Here is a 21,188-nt window from a genome sequence, read left to right on the forward strand (position 1 = left end):
TGATCACTTTCAAACCTGAACGAATCAGTTAAATAAGTGTACTTTCTGTAATAATAGCAATCTCCTTACCCCCTTATTTTTAAATCGCTATTATAAGCAGAATGCAATAGATACGAAAAATCACAATTTGTACATTTTTCAGAAGCGTATGCTACTGAAATAGGTTTACAAAGGGGAACAAAACGGCTTGTCGATTTGCAGTGGCACATTTCCAAACCGAACTCGCTTGTAAGGATACCATTTTAACCGCTGATGACCAACTTGCCGGTGAGCTTGGTTTGGAGTTTGGTAATTCAGTGACGCATGAGGACGCAGTGAATTATAAGTCCGAATAGCCTGGCCAACGGTCGTCTCGGCCAAGCCAAAGTTGACAAAGCCATGCAGTCGAAAGTCATACTTCAACGTGCGAAAGACCCGTTCGGCTAAAGCATTTTCATTTGGGTCACCTGATTCGGTCATACTAATAACAATGCCTGCCTGACGAAGCCGGGCCACATAAGCCCTGAACAGTACTGAACGCCCCGATCTGAGTGATGGATGAGCGATTTGCTGGTCTGTCCTCGATCACCCAGTGCCATCTCTAGAGCCGCCAGCGGTCCCTTGGCTTCTAATGTTTTGTGCACTGACCAACCCACGATTTTGCGCGAGTAAGCATCCAGAATAATTGATACATAGGCGAAGCTAGTACCCGCTCGAACGTAGCTTAGATCACTTACCCAAAGTTGATTGGCAGCCGTTGGTTTGAGATCTTTAACCCGATTAGGATACGTCTTCAAGCCATGTCCAGAATCAGTCGTACGCACGTATGCTCGTTTCTTGACTAGCAGCAAACCATTGATTTTTAATAGGTTATGTAGCTTGTCACGACCTAACTTGATCTGGTGAACAGCCAAGAAAGCCTGCATCATTTCATGTAATTTAGTGGTTCCTAAGCCGGGTACCTGTCGGCGTAGCCGCATCACTTCGGCCAACACCAGGCTAGCCTGAAAACCCGCTTTTTGCTGTCGCCTGGTAGCCGCATACCAGGCGTATCGTGTTAATCCAAACAGCCCACACAACTGCTCCATGCCCACCAGGGGATAGCGACGAGTCAGTTGGTCGACGGTTTGGTGCCAGACTTTTTTAGGATCTTGATCTGGAGTTGTTCTTCGGCAATTTGGATAGCCGCTTCGAAGGCTTCAGCTTTGAGTTTGAGGTGCTGATTTTCGGCTTCGGTAGCACTCAATCGTCGCTCAAGTGCTTTGATGTAGGCCTCCTGATTGTGCTTTTTCATCCGCTTGAAATACCGGTAAGGATACAGAAAAGGAGCTAGTCGGTGTTTGTAATACCAGCGGTTGAGCTGGCGCAATTCCTTGAGCGAAATATGCAGGTACTGCTGGATGTCGGCCGGCTGAGCAATTTCGGCCCGGTAGATTGACACGACGCGTCGCTTAAAATGGAGCGATTTTCTAGTTTTCTTATTTCGTTGTAATACGCTAATATACATTGGCTTACTGATTTAGTGTTGACTAAATTCAGTAGCATACGATGTGTTGTATAATCAGTCTTATGTTAAGCACGGGATAAAGCGAGCACTTTGTTCCCGTGCTTTCCTACTGTTCTACACTGCGAAGCTGTCAGACTCGACGTAGGCATTGATGACGGCGGTTTCACCGTCTTTGCCGGGCATTGAATTGCCGTGCTCCATGCCAAACACGAACTCTTTATTCTCGGCCTTGGCTTTTTTGTACACGTGCTGAAGCACTTTCTTGTAATTGATCTCGCCCGTTGTTGGCTCTTTCCGGCCGGGGTTATCGCCGATTTGAAAATAGGCGATTTCAGGCCACGTCCAGTCGATGTTACTGATTACGTTACCCTCGTTTTTCTGCATATGGTAAATGTCATACAGCAGCTTACACGACGGGCTGTTGACACCCCGGCAGATTTCATAAGTCTGATCGGAGGTACGCAGAAATAGATTCGGCGTGTCGCTCAGCGGTTCCAGTACCATCGTCAGGCTAGCGGGTTCAAGGATTTCGGCACCCCGGCGCAGCGCATCGATCACATTACCGGTCTGCACACCAATCGGTAGTCGCCGTTCGAAATCCCCCGGTACGACGGTCGTCCACTTGGCGTTGACGCGCTTCGCTGTCTCGACCGCTTTCCGGCAACCGTTCAGGAAAATATCGATATATTCGGGTTTGCCGGCCGCCAGCGTATTCGCACCGTTGCCGCCTTTGTCGAGCACAAAAACGCCCATCGTGATACCGAGCCGGGCCATCTCTTTTCCCATCTTCTCCTGCATGGCTACATCGCGGCCCATCATGCCATTATCCTCGAACGCCGTGAAGCCCATATCAGCCATGTATTTCAACTGATCGATGGGGTCTTTACCCGCCGTATTCTCAAACATACCGATGTGCGGGGCGTATTTGAGTTTGAAGCTGTGCTTCGCCTGTGGAATGGGTTCGGCGTACAGTTGATCGGCGAGGGCTACCCCCGCGAGTCCAGCTGTAGACTTTACAAAATGGCGTCGTTGCATATTTTGAGTAGTGATTTTCTTGGTTATTTCTTGATTGTCTTGAACTGTGATTTTTATGATTACGCTGATTGCACTGATTTTTTTGTTTGAATCACAGCCTATCTGTGTAATCAAATGAATCACAGTTCAAGATTGTCTGAACTATGATTCATTTGATTATGTGATTTCGCTGATTTCAAAAAAAGAATCATAGTCCATCAGCGTAATCAAAAAAATCACACGGGGCCGCCCGGCGGTTCAGAATCATTTTCTCTTCAGCGTGCTTAGGTAATCGACCAGGTCGACGAGTTCCTGCGTGCTCATGCTTTCCTGCAAGCCCGACGGCATCATCGACGTTTCGGTCGTTTTGATTGATTTGACGTCCGACATTTTGTAGTTCTGCACAACCCCGCCGGGGAACTTCATTTGCAGATCGGTTTCGGTTTTGCTTGAGATAATACCCGTCAGCATTGTGCCATCTTTCAGTTTCACTTCCGACGTTTCGTAGCCGAAGCTGATGCCCGCGTCGGGGTGCAGAATGGCGAGGTATTCTCCCTCTTTTGACAGCTTCGAGCCAATCTCCGACAGCTTCGGCCCGAAGTCCATGCCTTCGCCGTTGACCTGATGGCAAATCGCGCAATTGGCTTTGAACACCGTCAGGCCGCGTGCTGCGTCGCCGTTCATCGCCATCAGCTCCGACAGGCCGGGGAGCTTCTTGCCGTCGCCCGATTGTGCACCGTCGAGGTAACTGGCAGCCTGTACCCGGATGTTTTTGCGCCAGTCGCCACTAACACCCTGCGCAGCCGCTTTTTTGTAATCGCCGGTGATGTCACCCGTTTTAAGGAGCGCGATCACCATATCGGCACCTTCCGAACTGCCGCCCAGCGAACGGGTTGCATTGGTACGTAGACTAGGAGACCGCTTACCGTCCAGCGCGACGGTTTTCAGGATGTCAATCGACGATTTGCTGCCCACGTTCCGCAAAGCCGTGACCATGTGTATCGCATCGTCGGCATTACTACCGTTTATCGATGCCCACACCAGGTCGCTGCCTTTTTGCCGCAGCAGTTGCCGGGCGGCATCGCGGCCCATCCCGACGTCGTACTTCGCCAGCGCGAGTTTTTGCAGCCGCTCGTTTTCCGACGCCGGTTCGTACCGGCTGACCAGTTCGATGTATTCGGGTTTGCCGTAGGTCTGATCGAGCAGTTTGGCCAACGCCTGCTGCGCAATCTGATTTTGCCGGACAAAGTCGGGGTCGAGGTGGCGCAGGGCCAGGCGGCTCACGTCGGTCGACCCGCTGTTTTCTTTCAAAATAGTTAGCAGCGCGTTCGATTTTTCGGTGGCACCGGGGTTGAAATCGAAGGCCCGGAAATAGCGTAGCCGCGTGTTTAGGTCGGTGCGCGAATCGCTAGCCAGCTTCGCCAGCATTGGCACCGATTCCTTAGTCCGCGCCCGCCAGATAATGTCGCGACCGGCGGCTGTTGTGGTCGGGTCGTTGGCCTGTTGCTTCATCCAGGCGGAGTAAAACCGGTCCCAGTTGCCGTCCGCGCCGATACCCAGCGCTTCCAGATACCACCGATCCGTACCGTCGTGCTTACTGGCCAGTTTCGCCCACAGTTCCGGCGCGTCGGCCGATTTGCTGTTACGCAACGCGATAGCACATTCACGGCGCACCTGCGGATTAGCGTCAGAAACCAGTTGCTTGACAGCCGCAATCGTCGGGTCAGCACCGAGTTGACGAGCCGCCCGCAGCGCGGTGATGCGCAGGTTGGGGTTGCTGTTTTTCAACGCGGCCGTTACGTAGTTCGACCCGTTTTCGCCCTTACTTAGCAGCCACAGCGCGCGGGCCTGCATACGCGGATTCGGGTTGCTTTTGTACATGGTCGCCAATGCCTTCTCCGATTTTTTACCCATGCCGTGCAGGGTGTTCCAGGCGGCATAGCGAACATCCATATTCGGGCTTTGCAGCGCGTCAATGGCTCCTTCGACCGTCGTTAGATCAGTTTTGGGAATTGTGTAGGGCGAATTGGGCGGAGCCACGCGGTACACGCGGCCCTTACTTTGGTCACCCGCCTGATGCCCACCCACGCCGGGGTCGTACCAGTCGGCGATAATGAGCGAACCATCGGGCGCGACGCACACATCGGCCGGGCGGAACCACTGATCTCGGGCACCTTCGAGGATGTTGACGATACTGGCTTTGTAGCCCGCGCCGTCGTTCTGCACCGTGTACGATCGCACCACGTTCGGCCCGGCGTCGCAGTGAATGAGCTGATTCTGAAAAGCGGGCGGCAGCAGCTTTCCTTCGTACACGAGTATGCCCGTTGGCGACCCCGCGCCTGTTTGCAGCAGGTTGGGTACCGAACCGGGATCGTTGAGGTGCCAATGCCGCTGTGGTGTTTCCTTCTCCAGGTTTTCGCGATTGGCCTGCCAGCCCGCACCGATCATCTCGTCGGTGTAGCCGTAGTTGCCATACTCCATCACGTAATTGATACGCGTGCTTTTGTTGCCGTCGTCGTCGTTATCCGACTGCCAGAGCGTACCGTACGAGTCGACGGCGATTTCGTAGTTGTTGCGGAAATTTTGCCCGAGCAGTTCGACGTTTTTCCCGCCCGGATCGCAACGGAAGACCAGCCCCTGCCGGAAATGTTCTCTGTCAATGGGTTTGCCCGTCGCGATGTCGACAACCGGCTTTTTATCCTTATCGAGCAGTTGACCCCCTTCGTTGCCGAAGTTGAAATACCATTTACCGTCTGGTCCGGCCACAAAGGTGTGCATACCGTGGTCGTGCTGTTCGCCACCAATGCCGGTGAAGAGCAGTTCCTTCCGGTCAGCTTTGTCGTCGTTGTTGTCGTCGGTCAACAGCCAGACGTTAGGACTGTCGGAGACGATAACCTGATTGCCCTGCACCCAGATACCAAGTGGTGACTCGATGGCGGGGTCCTGAAAAAACACCTTGCTATTGTCAGCTTTCCCGTCGTGGTTTTCGTCGTCGAGTATCACGATGCGGTCACCTTCGGGCCGGGTGGGGTTACCGTTGATGGCGGGTCGATAGTTGTACGCTTCGCACACCCAGACACGCCCCTTCGCGTCGACGTCGATGTTGGTGGGGTTCACCAGCATCGGCTCGGCGGCAAACAGCGTCGCTTCCAGCCCCGGTGCCACGTTCAAGCTACCCACGGCATACTTCGGGTCGTGTTTGTCGTCGTCGGACAGACTGGTAAACAACCGCTTAAGGTAGTCCCTCGACGCGAGGTTGAGGTTGTGATTCTGGTAAGCTCCGATCAGCAGCCCCCCAGCCAGTAGCCCGGCCGCCGACATCCGCAGCGCGTTCGTTTTCATGTGGTTTGGTTGGTTAACCGTTTCTGTTCATTCCAAGGTCTGTATCTTCACAGACCCATATCCGGCAGGTTGATTACTTGCTGACGCACGAGGGTCTGTGAAGACACAGACCTTGGAGAATATGCGTGTGCTTATGCCTACACGCGACCGCCCCGGCGAGCACCGTGACTAGATATTCCGCTTCTTCATCTCCTTCACGGCGAAATCGGCTGCGCGGGCGGTCATTGCCATATACGTCAGCGACGGGTTCACGCAGGAGGCTGAGGTCATAAATGCGCCGTCGGTGACGAACACGTTCTTCACGCCGTGTACCTGATTGTTGCCGTTCAGAACCGACGTTTTTGGGTCGCGACCCATGCGTGCGGTACCCATTTCGTGAATCGCCATGCCCGGATATGAGCCGTTATCGTAGCCTTTCACGTTTTTCAGCCCCGCCTTTTCCAGCATCTCGACCGCGTCGTTCTGCATATCCTTCCGCATCTTCTTCTCATTGTCCTTGAACTCCGCATCGAAGACGACCACCGGCATTCCCCACTTGTCTTTGGTGGTTTTGTCGAGGAACATCCGGTTTTCGTGGTACGGCAGCGTTTCGCCGAAGCCGCTCAGGCCCATCGTCCACGGACCGGGCTTGGTCATGTCTTCTTTGTAGTCGGCCCCGAAGCTCAGTTCAGCGATTTCGCGCTGCCAGTTTTGCCGACTGCCGCTGCCCTGATAGCCAAAGCCACGCAGGTAGTCGCGTTTGTCGGTGCCGATGTTGCGGTAACGCGGCACGTAAATACCGTTGGCCCGCCGACCGACATAGTACTTGTCGAGGTCGCCTTCCCACACGCCCGACGCGCCGGTGCGGAAGTGGTGGTCCATGAGGTTGTGGCCCAGTTCACCTGAATCGTTGCCGAAGCCGTTGGGGAAACGGTTCGACGTGGAGTTGAGCAGGATAGCCGTCGAGCCGAGGGCACTACCGCAGACGAAGATGAGTTTTGCCTGATACTGCCGCTCCTGCAAGGTTTTGGCGTCGATTACGCGTACACCCGTGGCCCGCTTCTGATTTTCGTCGTACAGAATATTCGTCACGACCGAATCCGGGCGCAACGTCAGCCGGTTGGTTTTCCCAGCGTAGGGCAACGTACACGACTGCGTGCTGAAGTAGGCCCCGTATGGGCAACCCATCGCGCAGCGGTTGCGGTACTGACACGGAGCCCGACCGATACCCAACTGCGCTTCCGTCGCTTTCGATAGGTTGGCTACCCGCCCGATGGTCATTGTACGGCCGGGGAAATCTTTCTCAATGCGCTTCCGCACTTCCTTTTCCACGCAGTACATCTCCATCGGCGGCAGGAAATCGCTGTCGGGGAGTTGCGGCAGGTTGAGCTTTTCACCCGAAATACCAACCACTTTCTCGACATACGAATACCAGGGCGCGACGTCTTTATAGCGAATCGGCCAGTCGACAGCGATGCCATCTTTCAGGTTGCCTTCAAAGTCGATGTCGCTGAGCCGGTACGACTGACGCCCCCACATGATCGATTTCCCCCCGACGATATTCGGCCGGTACCAGTCGAACCGTTTCTCCTCCTTGTAGAGCGAGTCGGTGTCTTTCATCCAGTACGTTTCGGTGTTTTCGTTGTACGGGTAGTCGCGCATCAGCTTCGGGTGCGTTTCCTTCTGCTCCATCGTCAGCCGCCCGTTGTACTTGAGTTCCCAGGGATCTTTGGTCGCGTTGGGGTAGCCCGTAACGTGTTCAAGCTGATGCCCTTTTTCAAGCATCAGTACGCGCAATCCCTTTTCGGTCAGCTCTTTGGCTGCCCACCCGCCCGACACCCCGGAGCCAATTACAATGGCATCGTAAGTCATTTCCTTGGCGGCATCTATGTTTAAATTCATTTTCTTGGAGTTGAAGAGTTATCACAAAGCCCACGTTTTCTGACCCGGCTCCATCGGTTTGCAACCGTCGAACTGACCGGGAACGGGGAGGTAAGCCAATGCTTTTGTCGCGCCGATTTCGGAGGTGAAATAACCCAGCGTCGTCAGTTCTTTCATGCGCAGGAAGAAGGGCTTGTCGGCGGTGGTCGTCTGCTTCACCATCTCGGTTTTCTGCGCGTTGTCGAGGTCCATGAACCCTTTGCCGAACTTCGTTTTGCTATCGGCATCGAGTTTGGCAAGCCCATTGTAGAATGCATCCTGATCGGCTTTCGGGTAGCAGTCGCGCATGACGCGGATGATGAATTTCTGGGCACCGGCGGCTTTCGCACCCGGTGTGCCGGTGGTCGGGATGATCACATCGGCGACTTCGGCCAACAGGGCTTCCTGTTCGGGCGTTACGGTAAGGCTGGGTGCCGTATTGAGCACCTGCCCCATTGCCCCGGCTATACTCGGAGCCGCCAGCGCACCACCCATCAGCAGTGCCACGTGTTGTATTGCTTCTCTACGATTCATCAGTTTATAGTTCAATGTCTAAGGTTCAATGTTTAAAGTTCGTGCGCAAGCAACGTCGAACGTTGAACCCCAAACCTGAAACCGATTAGATAAAGACGTCAGTCGGCTGTTTATCATCTATGTTCGCTAAAAAATCTGCCTTAACCACCGGACCTATACCTATTCTATGCATGAACTTCCTCTTTTCGTAGGGCTATTGGCGCTCGTCACCGCGCTGGCAGCGGCTGCCGAACGCGTCCGAATTGCCTCGCCTATCGTGCTGGTGCTGGCCGGTATCGCCATTAGTCTGGTGCCAGGTCTGCCCAACATAGCGTTGAGCCCCGAAGTCGTTATTCTGCTGTTTCTGCCCCCGCTGATCTACGCGTCGGCCTGGAATATGTCGTGGGCCGATTTTAAAGCCAGTTTCACTCCCATCTTCCTGCTGGCGTTTGGGCTGGTGATCTTCACGACGGTGGGCGTCGCCTGGGTAGCGCATACGTTTGTTCCCGGCTTCTCGTGGCCGCTGGCGTTTGTGCTGGGGGCTACCGTCTCGACCACCGACCCCATTGCCGGTACGGCCATTATCAAACAGATGGGCTTACCCCGGCGGGTGGTGGTGATTCTGGAGGGTGAAAGCCTGGTTAACGACGGGACGGGGCTGGTCGTGTATCGCTACGCCGTGCTGGCCGTCACGACGGGGCAGTTTGTGCTGATGGAAGCGGGGCAGGATTTTCTGTTGAGCGTGGTGGAAGGCATCGCCATCGGGTTAGGCCTGGCGTGGCTGGTCAGGCAGGTGCATAAGCTGACGAAAGAAACGCCGGTTGTCGAAACGACGCTATCGTTTATTACGCCCTTCGCGGGCTATCTGCTGGCCGAACAATGGCACGTGTCGGGCGTGCTGGCGGTGTTGTCGTCGGGGCTGTATCTGACGCTGCGGTCGTCGGAGTATATGTCGCGCCGGGGGCATCTGGAGACGATGGGCGTCTGGAATGTACTGACGTTTCTGCTCAACAGCACCGTATTCGTACTGATGGGCCTTCAGCTGCGGGAGATTCTGTTTTCCAACGCGCAGTATTCGCCCGGCACGCTGATTCTGTATGGTACCATCGTCAGCCTGGCGGTGGTAATTGCCCGGTTCATCTGGGTTTTTCTGATTCACTACACCCCGCGCCTGTTTATAAGCCGCTACAAACACGTGCTGGTACCGTCGCTCAAGCTGGTCGTTGTGGTGGCCTGGACGGGGATGCGGGGGGTATTGTCGCTGGCAACGGCCCTCGCCCTGCCGCTGACCCTCAGCAACGGGTCGCCATTTCCGTACCGGGGCCTCATTATTTTCATTGTCTACTGCGTCATTTTCGTCACGCTCGTCTTGCAGGGGCTGGCGTTGCCGTTCCTGATTCGGACCCTCAACATTAAACCCGATTTGCAGGCCGAGCAGAACGAAATAAAGCTGCGGATTCGGCTGGCGTCGCTGGCCATCGAACACCTGGAAGCCGAGCACTCGATGAACGACGAGGTGTCCGACGAAGTGCTGAGCGTGTTGAAGCACAAATACGAAGCCCGGATCGACCGGCTTCGGCTCCGGCAGGGCGGCAACAAACGGAAAAACATCAACGAATCGGAGCTACGCGAAACCCGCCGGATTCAACTGGGCATTATCCAGCTCGAACGCGAGGAAGCCACCCGCCTGCGCCACACTGGCGAACACGACGACGAAGTCCTCCGCTCGATTCTCTTCGAACTGGATCTGGAAGAAGGGCGGCTGGAGTTGGAAGAAAAGTAGTTTGCCCTCACCGGCAGCGGCCGACCTCACCCCCCGCCCCTCTCCTAAAACAGGAGAGGGGTGACTAGCGGACTATCTATCGTACCCTTCTCTTGGCTTAGTAGACGCCCTTACTGAAGAAGTTTACCAATGGCATAAGGCACTGTGAATTTGGACACTTAGGCTGCTGTGCATGACACTGCGACCTGCGCCCGACAAGCTGCACATGTGGATCGAATTAACAGTGCAATCTTTCAGCTTTCACTTATTTTTATCAGTAATTTTTTTATCTATTTCTTTCACAAGCCTGAAAACGAAATCAAAATAGCTTGAAGCATTTTCTCTAGCAAAGGTATCCATCTGTAAAGACTGAAAGATCGGGATAACTTTGTAATTAATTTCAACTTTTTTCAATTCTGTGGGATTTAAGAAACTACCCTGCAAAAGAGGCATTTCATCTGGGAGGTCTTGTAATATTTTGCTTGGGTCTGCGTGCGAGAATCCGTTTCGCATTAATTCTCGAATTGTATTGAATAAAATATCTTTTTCAATTTCTGTAATTAAACCTTCCTTTCTACATTTCTCTATCGAATTACCTAATGGAATAGAGCTATACTTTTCATTAGGTATAGAAAAAGTAGAACTCCAGTCTTCAATTGGTTGAGGGCCAATCCCAGTCTCGTTATAAATTAAAGCTAGCTTCAGTAATCGCTCTAAAAGATTATTTGTCAAAGTTATCGACGCCCGATAAAAATCAAGAATTAGACATTTGTTGATTTCAAATATCAAACCACCCAGCTCAGAGAAAACATAAAAGTCAAATTCGAAATACTTTGATTGTCTTTGGAAGTTTTTGTTTAGACTTTCGTTGAAAGCTTTTTCAAATATTTCTTTTTCCATAACTCTCAAGTTTATCATGTCGAGAGAAACCTACCAAACCGGGGCGTTCGCTGTGTCAACCGAAACCGCATAACGAGCAAAACCCGCTCTGTTTCGGGACGGGCAACCTGTTGCGCGGAAGTTTACCTATACATTATTAGCGGTTCGCTTTACCCAACCTGTTATTGCATACCATTTAACGCTCCCCTCTCCCGTTTTGGGAGAGGGGCCGGGGGTGAGGGAAACCCGCCCCATTACCGGAAAAAGAACCGCGACGGAGCGATTTCGGCGCGGACCGAGTCGATCAGGGCACCGCTTTCTTGGTAGCGGATTACGTACCCCGCCTGACTGTAGCTGACCGGGTTCTGACTACCGTAGAATGTACCGCTGTTTGGGTCGATACCGATGGCGCTGAACGAACGGTTCTGAACGGCCGTCGTTGGTACACTGGTGTCGGTGATGGCGAACCGGTAGGTACGGTTGCTGGTCGAGAAGTAGAAGCTCTTTTTGTCGCGGCTGATGGCCACGCCCGTTGGGGTTGCGTTCAGCGGTACGCGCTTCTCAACGGTTCGGGCACCGGCGTTATAGCAGATCATCGTCTGACCGACCAGTACCCACAGTTTACCATTGGCATCGACGGCAATCGGTTCGGCTTCGCCACCCATGTCGACCTTCTGAACCACCTCGTCGGTGTTGATATTGATAATGGCCAACGCATTCCCACCGCTGTAACCGGCACTACCAACGAATACTTCACTACCGACGAGAACCATACCCTCGGCTCCCTTAACGGCTGAGATTTTCTTCGTCACCGTACCCGAGTTCACGTCGACGACCGCCACGTAACCGGGATCTTTATAGAACGTACCCGCGCTGAAGCTACCCGATACATCCCAGCAGCTAACATACGCTTTGTTGGGAGCCGCGTAGATCACCCGGCGGGGGTTCTCAATGTCGGGGGTTTTCAGCGTCGCCCGGCTTTTGAACGTACCGTCTTCCACGATCTCGACCTTGTCCTGACCGGCCGCCGTGTTATCGACCAGAATCAGCATTTTGCCGTTGACATCCGTAATATCCTGAACGCCACCGCTGATCGTCAGCCCAGAATTTGCCGTAGCGAAGATGCTGGTCTGCGCCGTATTACTACCCGTCGGGATATAGGTCACCGACCCGTTATTCTGCGAAAAATTACCTTGATTGGCAATATAAGCTCCTGATTCGTAAGGCGATGCCTCCGGGTCGGTGGTTTTACAGTTCCACAGGCTAAGCGTTAATACGCTGGCGACGATTCCGGTTGTAATGTGTTTGTTCATAGATTATTGGATGGTAAAGTAAAAAGCACGTTGATGGCGAAATTTCGGCCCGGCAGGGCGTTGCGCCGAACGCTGATGACCAGCGCGTCGAATAGATTATTGACCTGACCCTGCACCCGAAAAGCGGCTTTGGCGACCCGCACCTGCGTTTCGGCCAGCACATTCGCCAGCAGGACACCCTGAAAATACTGCGTGTTGTCGGCGGTGATGTACCGGCGCGAACTTGTCTGCATCTGCACCGACAGCCGCGACCGGCCGCGCTGCACCCAGGCGTTGAGCGTACCCGTATGCACCGGCACGTAAGGCAACTGCTTACCGATCACGTCGCGGGCGTAGCTGTCGTAGGCCCGCTCCTGCGACGTGCGCGTCAGTGCATAGCCGACCCGTAGCCCCGCCTGCCAGCCCGACTGCGCGTAGCGAAGTGTGCCTGCTAGTTCGCCACCCCGTGCCACCACCAGTTGCAGGTTTTCGACGTGGTAGTCGGTCGTGGGGTTCCAGAGCACCCAATTGTCGACGCGGTTATGGTATGCCGTCAGGTCGGTGGTTAGGTTCAGCGTGGGCGACAGTGCACTGACCAGCGATAGCCCACCTTCCAGATTAACGCCCGATTCGGGTTTCAGATTCGGGTCGCCGAGTTCGATCCAGTAGCGTTCGTTCAGGGTCGGCACCCGGTAGCTCCGCCCGACAGATGCTTTCGCCGTGAGGGTCGTCGATCCCTGCATCAGCAGTTTGTATTCAGCACCCAGCGAAGGCGTCAGCGGGGGGTTGAAGCGGGTCACAAACGCCTGCCGGACATTAGCCGACACGAGCCAACGCGCCGTTTGCAGTCGCAGCAGCGCGTACAGGTCCTGCCGGTTTTCGGTGATAAGCTGCCCGCCATAACCGTCCGTCCGGGTGCGGTAGTGCGACCATTCCCCGCCCGTCCGTAGGTTCACCGCTGCCCCCGTCAGGCCGGGCCACAGCCGGAACTCGCGTTCGACGCGACCAATAAACCGGTCGGTTTCGGTATGATCGGGTCGGGTAAAGTCGCTTTTGGCGTAATCGAGCACGTCGCGGATCCAGCCCAGCCGCACGGTTGTGGCCCCGGCTGCGTAGGTCGTCAGCAACCGCGCCGACTGCGTACGGGTTCGCTCCCGCGCAATGGCATCCTGCGGGCTCAGGATCAGATCATTATCCGTCAACCAGGCATTGACCGACAGTTGCTGACCGTTGCGGTGCCGCACGTACACATCCTGCACCAGCCCCCGTTGCGCCGTCGTGGCCTGATCGACGAAGTAGTTACGAAATTCGCGGTACGGGTAGTCGTTGTTCAGCTGACTCCGGTACAGGTACGTCCGGCCCGACACCTGCCAGTTTGCCCCCGGCGCACTGCTGTAGCGAAGCCCCAACTGCGTCTGATTATTACGGAACGACGCCAGTTGCTGCCCCACCGTCACGCCCAGCCGCGTTTGCCAGTCGGCCTGACTTCCCAGCAGAATGCTACCGCCCACGGCATCGGAGCCGATGGCACTGGCCCCTGAGCCATATTGCACAGCCAGTTTATCGAAACCCGCGACGGGCACGGTTGAGAAATCGGTTTGGCCGAGGTTCGGCTGGTTAATATTGATGCCGTTCCAGAGAACCGCCGTGTGGTTGGCCGACGTACCGCGAAAGGATACCGTAGCCAGCTGACCGGGGCCGTAGCTCTTAAACGCCAGGGGTGTATTGTACGTCAGCAGGTCGGTGATGGTGCTGAACCGAAACTGAAGCAGTGTGGTCGAATCGATGCGCTGAATTTTTTGCCCCGCCAGAAACCGTTCAGGCGCGATAGCCCGCACCGTCACCGCCGACAGCGCCACGGCGGAGTCGGGTACGGTTGTGGTGGTTTGGGCGAGCGCGCCAACAGGCCAGCTAGCCATCAGCGAAAGCCCAACAGCCCCCCAAAACCATCCGTGGGTTTTCACAATCTGATTCAGTTCTCGTGCGTGTTTGCGTCAGCACGCGACCGGGCCGTTTCCTCCGAACGATTCGGCAGCGGATGGTCATCGGCAGGTCTCCTGGCTCGTCGTCCCGGTCCGGGCCTTCCCGCCCGTAGGCAGTGGCCATGCAGATTGAACCGGGTTTGTACAGACTTACAGTTGCGGGGACAGCGTCGGTTTTCCACCAACTTCCCTTTTAAGCCATGAACGCCACTACGGAGCGGCATCAGGCACCGATAACTCGCGACAAAGGTACGGGAATCACCTAAAAAAACAGCCCCGATTGCTCGGGGCTGAATTATTGAACAGGTGGAATAGTAACGGAAAGACTACCTCGTTACTTGGTCAGTCATGGGTAAATACCCACTACCTGCCAGATGGTCAAACGTATGTAGCCCCCTCACTCCGTCCTATGTTTATTGATTGAGCGGTGCAAACGGGTTCGCGAACGGTAACCTCATCACGAAAGAGGGCCACTTAGAAGCCTTCTGCCTTGATTTCTTTCTCCGTAACGGCACCGTATTTTTTCACCTTATCCCGAATCGCATCGGCCTTTCCGATCAGCACGAATTGCAGGTTCTTGTCAGGAAAATACTGGTCGATGATCTGCCGCGTTTTGGCTACCGTCAGCCCGTCGACGTTCTTCTGAAAATTGTTGATAAACGACTCATCGTACCCCAGGCTAAACATATCCGTCAGCAGGTTGGCCAACTCGCTCGCTGACTCATAGCGAGGTGGAAAATCGGCTTTGACGTAGTTTTTGGCCGATGTCAGCGTCTTCTCGTCGATACCGGTGCGGTGCAGGCTGTCGAGCACATGAACGGCCAAGTCAATCGCGGGGATCGTGCTACTATTCTTCGTGAATGTCGATACGACAAACGTACCGCTGTTCCGATACGTCGCAAATCGACTGTTGGCCCCGTAGGTCAGGCCGGAGTTCACGCGCAGCGCATCGTTGAGCCACGACGTAAATCGCCCACCCAGAATCGTATTGACAACCGTGACGGGAATAAAATCGGGATTACTCTGCTTGATACCCTTACCACCGATGATAAACGTCGTTTCGCGGGCGTCGTCTTTGTTGACCAGCAGCACACGAGGACCGCTGAACGCCAACGCCGGTTCGTCCAGCCGGGGCGTAGTGGAAGCCGCCGTTTTCCAGTTGCTGAACAGATCGGTCATGCGCTTTTTCATCGCGGCCGTGTTGAAGTCGCCGACGATGGCGATAGCCGCCCGGTCGGTGGTATAATTTTTCTGATAAAACTGCCGAACATCATTCGCCGAAATCGCCGACACCGACGCAGGTGTCCCCGAAATCGGGTTGGCGTAGGGGTTGTCGCCGTAGACGAACCGCCCAAAATACGAGCCGATCACCGAGCGGGGGCTTTCCTTTTGCTGAGTCAGCTGAAGCAACAGCCGCTGTTTGTACTTGTCAAACTCGGTCTGATTAAACGTCGGTTTGGTCAGTACGTCCTGGAAAATGTCAAACAGCAGATCCTGATCTTTCACCGCGAACGAAGCCGTCAGTTTGGCCACTTCCTTGCCGCCGTAGGTGTCGATACTGGCCCCGACGTACTCGGTTTTGGCTTCGAGTTCCTCCTTCGTGTAGCGCGAACTGCCAAACAGCAGCGCATCGGCGGTCATGTTGGCCAGCCCGTAGCGCGTACCGTCGTCCACCGCCCCCGCGTCGAACACCGCCGACACGTTGATGAGCGGGACTTCGTGCTGCTCCATCAGGTAGACAGTCAGCCCGTTTTTGAGTTTAAATTTCTGGAATGGCGGCACCTTAAACGTCTGTGCCTGCGCCAACCCCGCCACGAGCAGGGTGGTAACGAGTATGATGAGTTTCTTCATGGTATATCGGTTTGACCTCACGGCTGCGATTGACCTCACCCCCAGCCCCTCTCCTAAAACAGGAGAGGGGTGACTAGCGGATTGGTACCCACAGGGAGCTAATTGGCAGGACGTGCCACCCCCCTCTCCCGTTTTGGGAGAGGGGCCGGGGGTGAGGGTATATTTAATTCGCGCCCGCCACTTTTTTCGTTTCCGGCAATAAATAGCCGACGGTGCGGTTGCGCATGGTCAGGTAGGTTTTCGCGACGCGCTGTACGTCTTCTTTGGTGACTTTTTCGTAGAGCGACGGGGCTTCGTAGAGCTTTTTGTAGTCGCCGAAGTACAGTTCGTACGTGCCGAGCGAATTGGCTTTGCCGTTGATGGTTTCCATCGTGTGGTAAAACTCCATCAGCTTCTGATTCTTCAGCTTCTGCAACTCCACGTCGGTAATGCCGTTCGCAACGATCTTCTCAATCTGGTTCTCGACCGACCGTTCAAGCTGCTCAGCCGATATGTTGCTGGCGGCAATGGCGTAGATCGTGAACAGCGTGGGATCAAGCGCGATTTCCATGTTCGACGACACGCGCGACGCAATCGTGGAATCGAGCACCAGCGATTTGATGAGCCGCGACGAATTTCCCGAACTCAGCACCCCGCTCAGCAGGTCGAGGGCGTAATAGTCGGGGTGTCGAGTGGCAGGTACGTGGTAGGCCAGCATGATGTTGGGCGTGGCGATGTCTTTGTAGGTCGTTACGCGCCGTTCGCCGTTCTGCGGGGGTTCCACCGTACGTAGGCTGTCGGGTAATTTCTGCGCCGGAATCGGTTCAATGTACTGCTTGGCCAGCTTCTCGACCTGCGCCGGTGTCACGTCGCCGACAATCACCGCCACGCCGTTGTTTGGCGAATAGTAAGTTTTGAAATACCGCTCCAGATCGGCCTGCGTCCAGCGTTTGATGTCGGATTCAAAGCCGATAACCGGAAACATGTACGGGTGCTCGGTAAAGGCCGTCGACTGTACGAGTTCGCCCAGCAGCCGGTAATTCGAGTTTTCCAGCCCCGTGCTCCGCTCCGACAGCACCACTCCGCGCTCGCTCTCGACCATCTTCGGGTCGATGGCCAGGTCACGGATGCGGTCGGCTTCGAGGTCGAAAATCGTTTCGAGCGCCCCGCTCTGAAACCAGTCGGTGTACACGGTGTTGTTTTCGGTCGTGTAAGCGTTGTTGGAGCCGCCGTTGGCCTCCATCGTCCGGTCGAACTGTTTGGGACCGTACTTTTTCGCCCCGTTAAACATCATGTGCTCGAAGAAGTGCGACAGACCCGTAATGCCGTGCACCTCGTTGCGCGACCCGACTTTCCAGAAGGTATAAAAGTTGGCGTTGGGAATCGAATGGTCTTCAAGGACCATGAACTTCATGCCGTTTTTGAGCGTGAAGGTGTGTACGTCTTCCGGTTTGGGTTTGTTCTGCGCCAGCAACGCCCCCGCCGACAGGCAGAGACCGACCAGCAGCCCGGTGGATTTTTTCATGGATGATCGTGTTAATGAACATCGTAAACTACGACGGCCACGCCGGAAAGGCAATCGCCATTTTTTATTCGGCGAAAACCGGACAATGAACGGCGAAATCGTGTTGACCCGGCATGAACACGACTCTCCCCACCTCACTAGTCGGCTGGTCGCTGAGCGGTCAGCGCGCCCTCGTCACGGGCGGCACCAAAGGCATTGGCGAAGCCATCGTCCGGCAATTTCTTGACCTCGGCGCATCAGTTTTCATCGTCGCCCGCACCAACGACCTGCTGCAACAGCAACTCACCGACTACCGGCAGCAGGGGCACACCGTCGAGGGTCTGGCCGTTGATCTGGGACAACCCGATGCGGCCCGGCGCATCATTGACGCCGTAACGAACGCCTGGAACGGACTGGATATTCTGGTCAACAACACCGGCACCAACATCCGCAAACCGACCGCCGAATACACCCCAGCCGAGTACGACCACATTCTGACGACCAACCTGCGATCGACCTACGAACTTTGCCAGACGGCATACCCACTGCTGAAAGCGTCGGGCAACGGGCGTATCGTGATGGTATCGTCGGTATCGGCCCTGACGCACACGAGCAGTGGGTCGCTCTACGGCATGAGCAAAGCGGCCATGCTCCAACTAACACGCAACCTCGCCGTCGAATGGGCCGCCGACGGTATCCGGGTCAACGCCGTGGCCCCCTGGTACATCAACACGCCACTCGCCCAGCCCGTCCTGACCAACCCTGACAAGCTGGCCGGTATCCTGAGCCGCACACCCATGAAGCGCGTCGGCGAAGCGGTCGAAGTAGCCTCGGCCGTATCGTTCCTGAGCATGCCCGCTTCGTCGTACATCACCGGCCAAACCCTCTCCGTCGATGGTGGTATGCTGGCTTGGGGATATTAGGTACCCTCACGGCAGCGGCCGACCGTCCCCGACCCCTCCCGCGACGGCGGACCGCCCAAAACGGGAGAGGGGAGCACCCCATACACACGTCGTTGGCTTCCCTCACTATGGTCCGGTGTAGACGGCATCCGGTGGGAGCGCTAGTCACCCCTCTCCTGTTTTAGGCGGTCCGCCGTCGCGGGAGGGGCCGGGGGTGAGGTCAATGCTCGTACACCCTCTCCCCCGCTGCCACCGCTACTGGCAGCACGTTACTTTTCGGCGGTATGGGGCAGGAATAGCCGTCGGCGTAGGCGCAGTAGGGATTGTAGGCTTTGTTGAAATCGAGCGTCAGCTTGCCGTTTTGGATCTCACCCAGCCGCAGGTCGAGGTAGCGGCCACCGCCGTATGTTTCCTTGCCGGAAGTCGCGTCTTTGAAGGGGAGAAACAAATAGTCTCGGTATTCGGGCATACGTTGCAGGTTGAGACTGCGGTAGATGGTGAGCTGCTGCAGCTGACCACGCAACGCGAACGATACCGTAGCGTAGGCAACGTACGGCTGCGTTTTTCCGCTGTAGGTCGGCATATCGAACGGTTCGGCTTTTTCGATACGCTGCACGTCGGCCACGACCCGGTACGTAGAATCGGGTGCGTAGAAACTGAGCTTGTCGACCGCTTCTTTTGATTGGAGCGGACTGCTGGTCGAGGTCAGAAAGTCCTTCCGGTAGGTATCGCGATGCCGGGCGATCTGATCGGCAAATGCGGTCTGTGCGCTGACCGAGCCCGCCCACCACAGGCAAGCGATGGTAAACAAAAATCGTGTAAACATGCGTGTATGGCGTGTTGATTGATCCGGCTCGAACCGTTGTCAGCCCTGTGTTGTTTTACACAAAGAACCACGATTGGTTCGTAAACACAAGTACCTATGAGCCAGCCAACCGAATCATTCAGCGACATTATTAAGGGCGACAAACCCGTACTGGTCGATTTTTACGCCGACTGGTGCGGTCCCTGCAAGCAGCAGGCGCCCATTCTGAAACAACTCACCGACCGCGCCGGCGATAAGGTACGGGTTGTGAAAATAAACGTCGACAAGGCGCAGAAAGCCGCCAACCAATACCAGATTCGCAGCATCCCGACCATGATTATGTTCAAAGGCGGCAAGATCGTCTGGCGTCAGTCGGGTGTACAACCACTGCACACGCTGGAAGGACTGGTTAAGCAATTTGGGGGTTGATTTTTGTCATTCCGACGACAGGAGGAATCTTCGGGAATAGACTGGAAGAGTCCAACTACCGAAGATTCCTCCTGTCGTCGGAATGACAAAAATCAACTAGCACCACGGAAACATCCCCAACACAGTAAACCGCCCAGCAGCCGCGCTTTTGGGAGCAGACGGGTAAGCAGTTGACTACTCGCGTCTTAACCTACTGCTGTATGCAAAAACGTACCTTTCTCAAACTATCGTCGGCGATGCTTGCCACTCCCTTTCTAAAACCGTTCGAGGGTCTTGTGCCCGGTGAAAAATTCAAAAACTGGGCGGGCAATCTAACCTACAGCACCGACAAACTGGCCGAGTGTACGTCGGTGGCCAACGTGCAGGAACTGGTCAGAAAATACCCGAAACTCAAAGTGCTGGGCACCCGTCACTGCTTCAACACCATCGCCGACAGCACCGATCAGTTTCTATCGCTGATGCCGATGAGCGAGGTTGTCTCGCTGGACACCACCGCCAAAACCGTTACCGTCGATGGTAGCATGAAGTACGGCCAACTGGTACCGTACCTCGACAGCAAAGGGTTTGCCCTGCACAATCTGGCGTCGTTGCCCCATATCTCCGTGGCCGGGGCAATCGGCACAGCCACCCACGGCTCAGGCATGAAAAACGGTAACCTGTCGACGGCAGTACGGGGTATTGAGTTTATCACGGCCAACGGCGAAACCCGTACACTCACTGCTGACCGCGACGGCGATGCGTTCCGGGCGGCTGTCGTGCATCTGGGTGCACTGGGCGTCGTAACGCGGGTGACGCTGGCCGTGCAGCCGACGTTCACGATGCGGCAGACAGTCTACGAAAACCTGCCGCTGGCGCAGTTGAAAGAAAATTTCGACGCCATCATGAGCAGCGGCTACAGCGTCAGTCTGTTTACCAACTGGCTCAACGACACCGTCAGCGAAGTGTGGGTAAAGAGCCGCGCCGACGAAGCACCGCCCAAAACTGACTTCTACGGTGCCACAGCTGCTACGAAGAACCTGCACCCTATTGTGGGTATATCGGCCGAAAACTGCACCGATCAACTGGGCGTCGTGGGGCCGTGGTACGAGCGGATGCCCCACTTCAAAATGGGCTTTACGCCCAGCAGTGGGCAGGAATTGCAATCAGAATATTTCGTACCCCGCAAACACGCCGTCGACGCTATTCTGGCGGTCGAGAAGCTGAAAGCTCAGGTCAATCCGCACCTGCTGATTTCCGAAATCCGCGCCATCGACGGCGACGATCTGTGGATGAGTCCGTGCTACAAGCAACCGAGCATCGCGATTCACTTTACGTGGAAACCGGAGTGGCCCGCCGTTCGGCAGCTATTACCCGTAATCGAGCGGGAGCTGGCACCGTTTCAGGCCCGGCCGCACTGGGGCAAGCTCTTTACAATGGCCCCCTCGCGGCTTGAGTCGCTTTACGAAAAGATGCCCGCCTTCTGCCAGCTAGCCACCCAATACGACCCCAGCGGCAAATTCCGCAACGCCTTTCTAAACACGAACCTGTTTGGTAACGTGTAGGTAAGCGT

17 protein-coding genes and 1 riboswitch are annotated in these 21,188 nt (G+C 55.3%); of the genes, 4 read left to right on the top strand and 13 right to left on the bottom strand.

The features are described 5' to 3' along the window. Positions 1–165: 165 nt before the first annotated feature. The 7 genes from HH216_RS26840 to HH216_RS01225 all read right to left on the bottom strand — a co-directional run bounded on the left by HH216_RS26840 (position 166) and on the right by HH216_RS01225 (position 8,275). On the bottom strand, positions 166–459 hold the full coding sequence (locus HH216_RS26840; RefSeq protein WP_169549129.1) for an integrase core domain-containing protein: 294 nt from the start codon (positions 457–459) through the stop codon (positions 166–168). Next, entirely contained in the window at positions 456–1,067 is a 612-nt protein-coding gene (locus tag HH216_RS01200; protein WP_169549130.1) for a DDE-type integrase/transposase/recombinase, read from the bottom strand. The genes HH216_RS26840 and HH216_RS01200 overlap by 4 nt, the downstream gene beginning before the upstream one ends. Positions 1,068–1,090: 23 nt before the next feature. Beyond that, positions 1,091–1,420 (bottom strand): hypothetical protein, encoded by a 330-nt coding sequence (locus HH216_RS01205; protein ID WP_169549131.1) that lies wholly within the window; start codon positions 1,418–1,420, stop codon positions 1,091–1,093. 180 nt (positions 1,421–1,600) lie between these two features. After that, the gene (locus HH216_RS01210) at positions 1,601–2,521 is read right to left on the bottom strand and encodes a hydroxypyruvate isomerase family protein (RefSeq protein WP_169549132.1); all 921 of its coding nucleotides are present in this window, start codon (positions 2,519–2,521) and stop codon (positions 1,601–1,603) included. Positions 2,522–2,764: 243 nt separating this feature from the next. Continuing rightward, on the bottom strand, positions 2,765–5,842 hold the full coding sequence (locus HH216_RS01215) for a PVC-type heme-binding CxxCH protein (protein ID WP_169549133.1): 3,078 nt from the start codon (positions 5,840–5,842) through the stop codon (positions 2,765–2,767). Positions 5,843–6,010: 168 nt separating this feature from the next. Further along, on the bottom strand, positions 6,011–7,723 hold the full coding sequence (locus HH216_RS01220; protein WP_169549134.1) for a GMC oxidoreductase: 1,713 nt from the start codon (positions 7,721–7,723) through the stop codon (positions 6,011–6,013). A 21-nt stretch (positions 7,724–7,744) separates the two neighbouring features. Next, a complete protein-coding gene (locus HH216_RS01225; RefSeq protein ID WP_169549135.1) occupies positions 7,745–8,275 on the bottom strand; it encodes a gluconate 2-dehydrogenase subunit 3 family protein in 531 nt (176 codons plus the stop codon). A gap of 166 nt (positions 8,276–8,441) precedes the next feature. Between HH216_RS01225 and HH216_RS01230 the strand changes: the two genes are divergently transcribed. Further along, entirely contained in the window at positions 8,442–10,037 is a 1,596-nt protein-coding gene (locus HH216_RS01230) for a Na+/H+ antiporter (protein WP_169549136.1), read from the top strand. Positions 10,038–10,277: 240 nt separating this feature from the next. Here HH216_RS01230 and HH216_RS01235 read toward each other — a convergent pair whose 3' ends face one another. The 5 genes from HH216_RS01235 to HH216_RS01255 all read right to left on the bottom strand — a co-directional run bounded on the left by HH216_RS01235 (position 10,278) and on the right by HH216_RS01255 (position 17,524). Beyond that, entirely contained in the window at positions 10,278–10,916 is a 639-nt protein-coding gene (locus HH216_RS01235) for a hypothetical protein (RefSeq protein WP_169549137.1), read from the bottom strand. Positions 10,917–11,149: 233 nt separating this feature from the next. Continuing rightward, positions 11,150–12,208, bottom strand: coding sequence for a YncE family protein (locus HH216_RS01240; protein ID WP_169549138.1), 1,059 nt, complete (start codon positions 12,206–12,208; stop codon positions 11,150–11,152). Continuing rightward, positions 12,205–14,106, bottom strand: coding sequence for a TonB-dependent receptor plug domain-containing protein (locus tag HH216_RS01245; RefSeq protein WP_169549139.1), 1,902 nt, complete (start codon positions 14,104–14,106; stop codon positions 12,205–12,207). The genes HH216_RS01240 and HH216_RS01245 overlap by 4 nt, the downstream gene beginning before the upstream one ends. 111 nt (positions 14,107–14,217) lie before the next feature. Further along, positions 14,218–14,419: riboswitch (cobalamin riboswitch) on the bottom strand. A gap of 224 nt (positions 14,420–14,643) precedes the next feature. Further along, on the bottom strand, positions 14,644–16,020 hold the full coding sequence (locus HH216_RS01250; RefSeq protein WP_169549140.1) for a M16 family metallopeptidase: 1,377 nt from the start codon (positions 16,018–16,020) through the stop codon (positions 14,644–14,646). 163 nt (positions 16,021–16,183) lie between these two features. After that, positions 16,184–17,524, bottom strand: a complete 1,341-nt coding sequence (locus tag HH216_RS01255; RefSeq protein ID WP_169549141.1) for a M16 family metallopeptidase — start codon at positions 17,522–17,524, stop codon at positions 16,184–16,186. 113 nt (positions 17,525–17,637) lie between these two features. Here HH216_RS01255 and HH216_RS01260 point away from each other — a divergent pair, with 113 nt between their 5' ends. Continuing rightward, positions 17,638–18,426: an SDR family oxidoreductase gene (locus tag HH216_RS01260; RefSeq protein WP_169549142.1), complete on the top strand. Its 789-nt coding sequence runs from the start codon at positions 17,638–17,640 to the stop codon at positions 18,424–18,426. Positions 18,427–18,625: 199 nt separating this feature from the next. Here HH216_RS01260 and HH216_RS01265 read toward each other — a convergent pair whose 3' ends face one another. Beyond that, the gene (locus HH216_RS01265) at positions 18,626–19,231 is read right to left on the bottom strand and encodes a DUF1684 domain-containing protein (RefSeq protein ID WP_169549143.1); all 606 of its coding nucleotides are present in this window, start codon (positions 19,229–19,231) and stop codon (positions 18,626–18,628) included. 96 nt (positions 19,232–19,327) lie between these two features. On the opposite strand from HH216_RS01265, the gene trxA reads away from it, so the two are divergent. Together trxA and HH216_RS01275 are read left to right on the top strand one after the other, a co-directional pair. Next, positions 19,328–19,639: a thioredoxin gene (gene trxA / locus HH216_RS01270; RefSeq protein ID WP_169549144.1), complete on the top strand. Its 312-nt coding sequence runs from the start codon at positions 19,328–19,330 to the stop codon at positions 19,637–19,639. 200 nt (positions 19,640–19,839) lie between these two features. Next, complete coding sequence (locus HH216_RS01275) at positions 19,840–21,180, top strand: D-arabinono-1,4-lactone oxidase (protein WP_169549145.1); 1,341 nt, start codon at positions 19,840–19,842, stop codon at positions 21,178–21,180. The last annotated feature ends 8 nt before the right edge of the window (positions 21,181–21,188 follow it).

This window comes from Spirosoma rhododendri, from assembly GCF_012849055.1.
Classification (GTDB): domain Bacteria; phylum Bacteroidota; class Bacteroidia; order Cytophagales; family Spirosomataceae; genus Spirosoma; species Spirosoma rhododendri.

Excerpts from the sequence above, each read along its gene's own strand:
- HH216_RS01230 (WP_169549136.1), top strand. The coding sequence starts at position 8,442 with ATGCATGAACTTCCTCTTTTCGTAGGGCTATTGGCGCTCGTCACCGCG.
- HH216_RS01235 (WP_169549137.1), bottom strand. The coding sequence starts at position 10,916 with ATGGAAAAAGAAATATTTGAAAAAGCTTTCAACGAAAGTCTAAACAAA.
- HH216_RS01255 (WP_169549141.1), bottom strand. The coding sequence starts at position 17,524 with ATGAAAAAATCCACCGGGCTGCTGGTCGGTCTCTGCCTGTCGGCGGGG.
- trxA (WP_169549144.1), top strand. The coding sequence starts at position 19,328 with ATGAGCCAGCCAACCGAATCATTCAGCGACATTATTAAGGGCGACAAA.
- HH216_RS01250 (WP_169549140.1), bottom strand. The coding sequence starts at position 16,020 with ATGAAGAAACTCATCATACTCGTTACCACCCTGCTCGTGGCGGGGTTG.
- HH216_RS26840 (WP_169549129.1), bottom strand. The coding sequence starts at position 459 with ATGACCGAATCAGGTGACCCAAATGAAAATGCTTTAGCCGAACGGGTC.
- HH216_RS01275 (WP_169549145.1), top strand. The coding sequence starts at position 19,840 with ATGCAAAAACGTACCTTTCTCAAACTATCGTCGGCGATGCTTGCCACT.
- HH216_RS01200 (WP_169549130.1), bottom strand. The coding sequence starts at position 1,067 with ATGGAGCAGTTGTGTGGGCTGTTTGGATTAACACGATACGCCTGGTAT.
- HH216_RS01215 (WP_169549133.1), bottom strand. The coding sequence starts at position 5,842 with ATGAAAACGAACGCGCTGCGGATGTCGGCGGCCGGGCTACTGGCTGGG.
- HH216_RS01245 (WP_169549139.1), bottom strand. The coding sequence starts at position 14,106 with ATGGCTAGCTGGCCTGTTGGCGCGCTCGCCCAAACCACCACAACCGTA.
- HH216_RS01210 (WP_169549132.1), bottom strand. The coding sequence starts at position 2,521 with ATGCAACGACGCCATTTTGTAAAGTCTACAGCTGGACTCGCGGGGGTA.
- HH216_RS01260 (WP_169549142.1), top strand. The coding sequence starts at position 17,638 with ATGAACACGACTCTCCCCACCTCACTAGTCGGCTGGTCGCTGAGCGGT.
- HH216_RS01220 (WP_169549134.1), bottom strand. The coding sequence starts at position 7,723 with ATGAATTTAAACATAGATGCCGCCAAGGAAATGACTTACGATGCCATT.
- HH216_RS01240 (WP_169549138.1), bottom strand. The coding sequence starts at position 12,208 with ATGAACAAACACATTACAACCGGAATCGTCGCCAGCGTATTAACGCTT.
- HH216_RS01265 (WP_169549143.1), bottom strand. The coding sequence starts at position 19,231 with ATGTTTACACGATTTTTGTTTACCATCGCTTGCCTGTGGTGGGCGGGC.
- HH216_RS01225 (WP_169549135.1), bottom strand. The coding sequence starts at position 8,275 with ATGAATCGTAGAGAAGCAATACAACACGTGGCACTGCTGATGGGTGGT.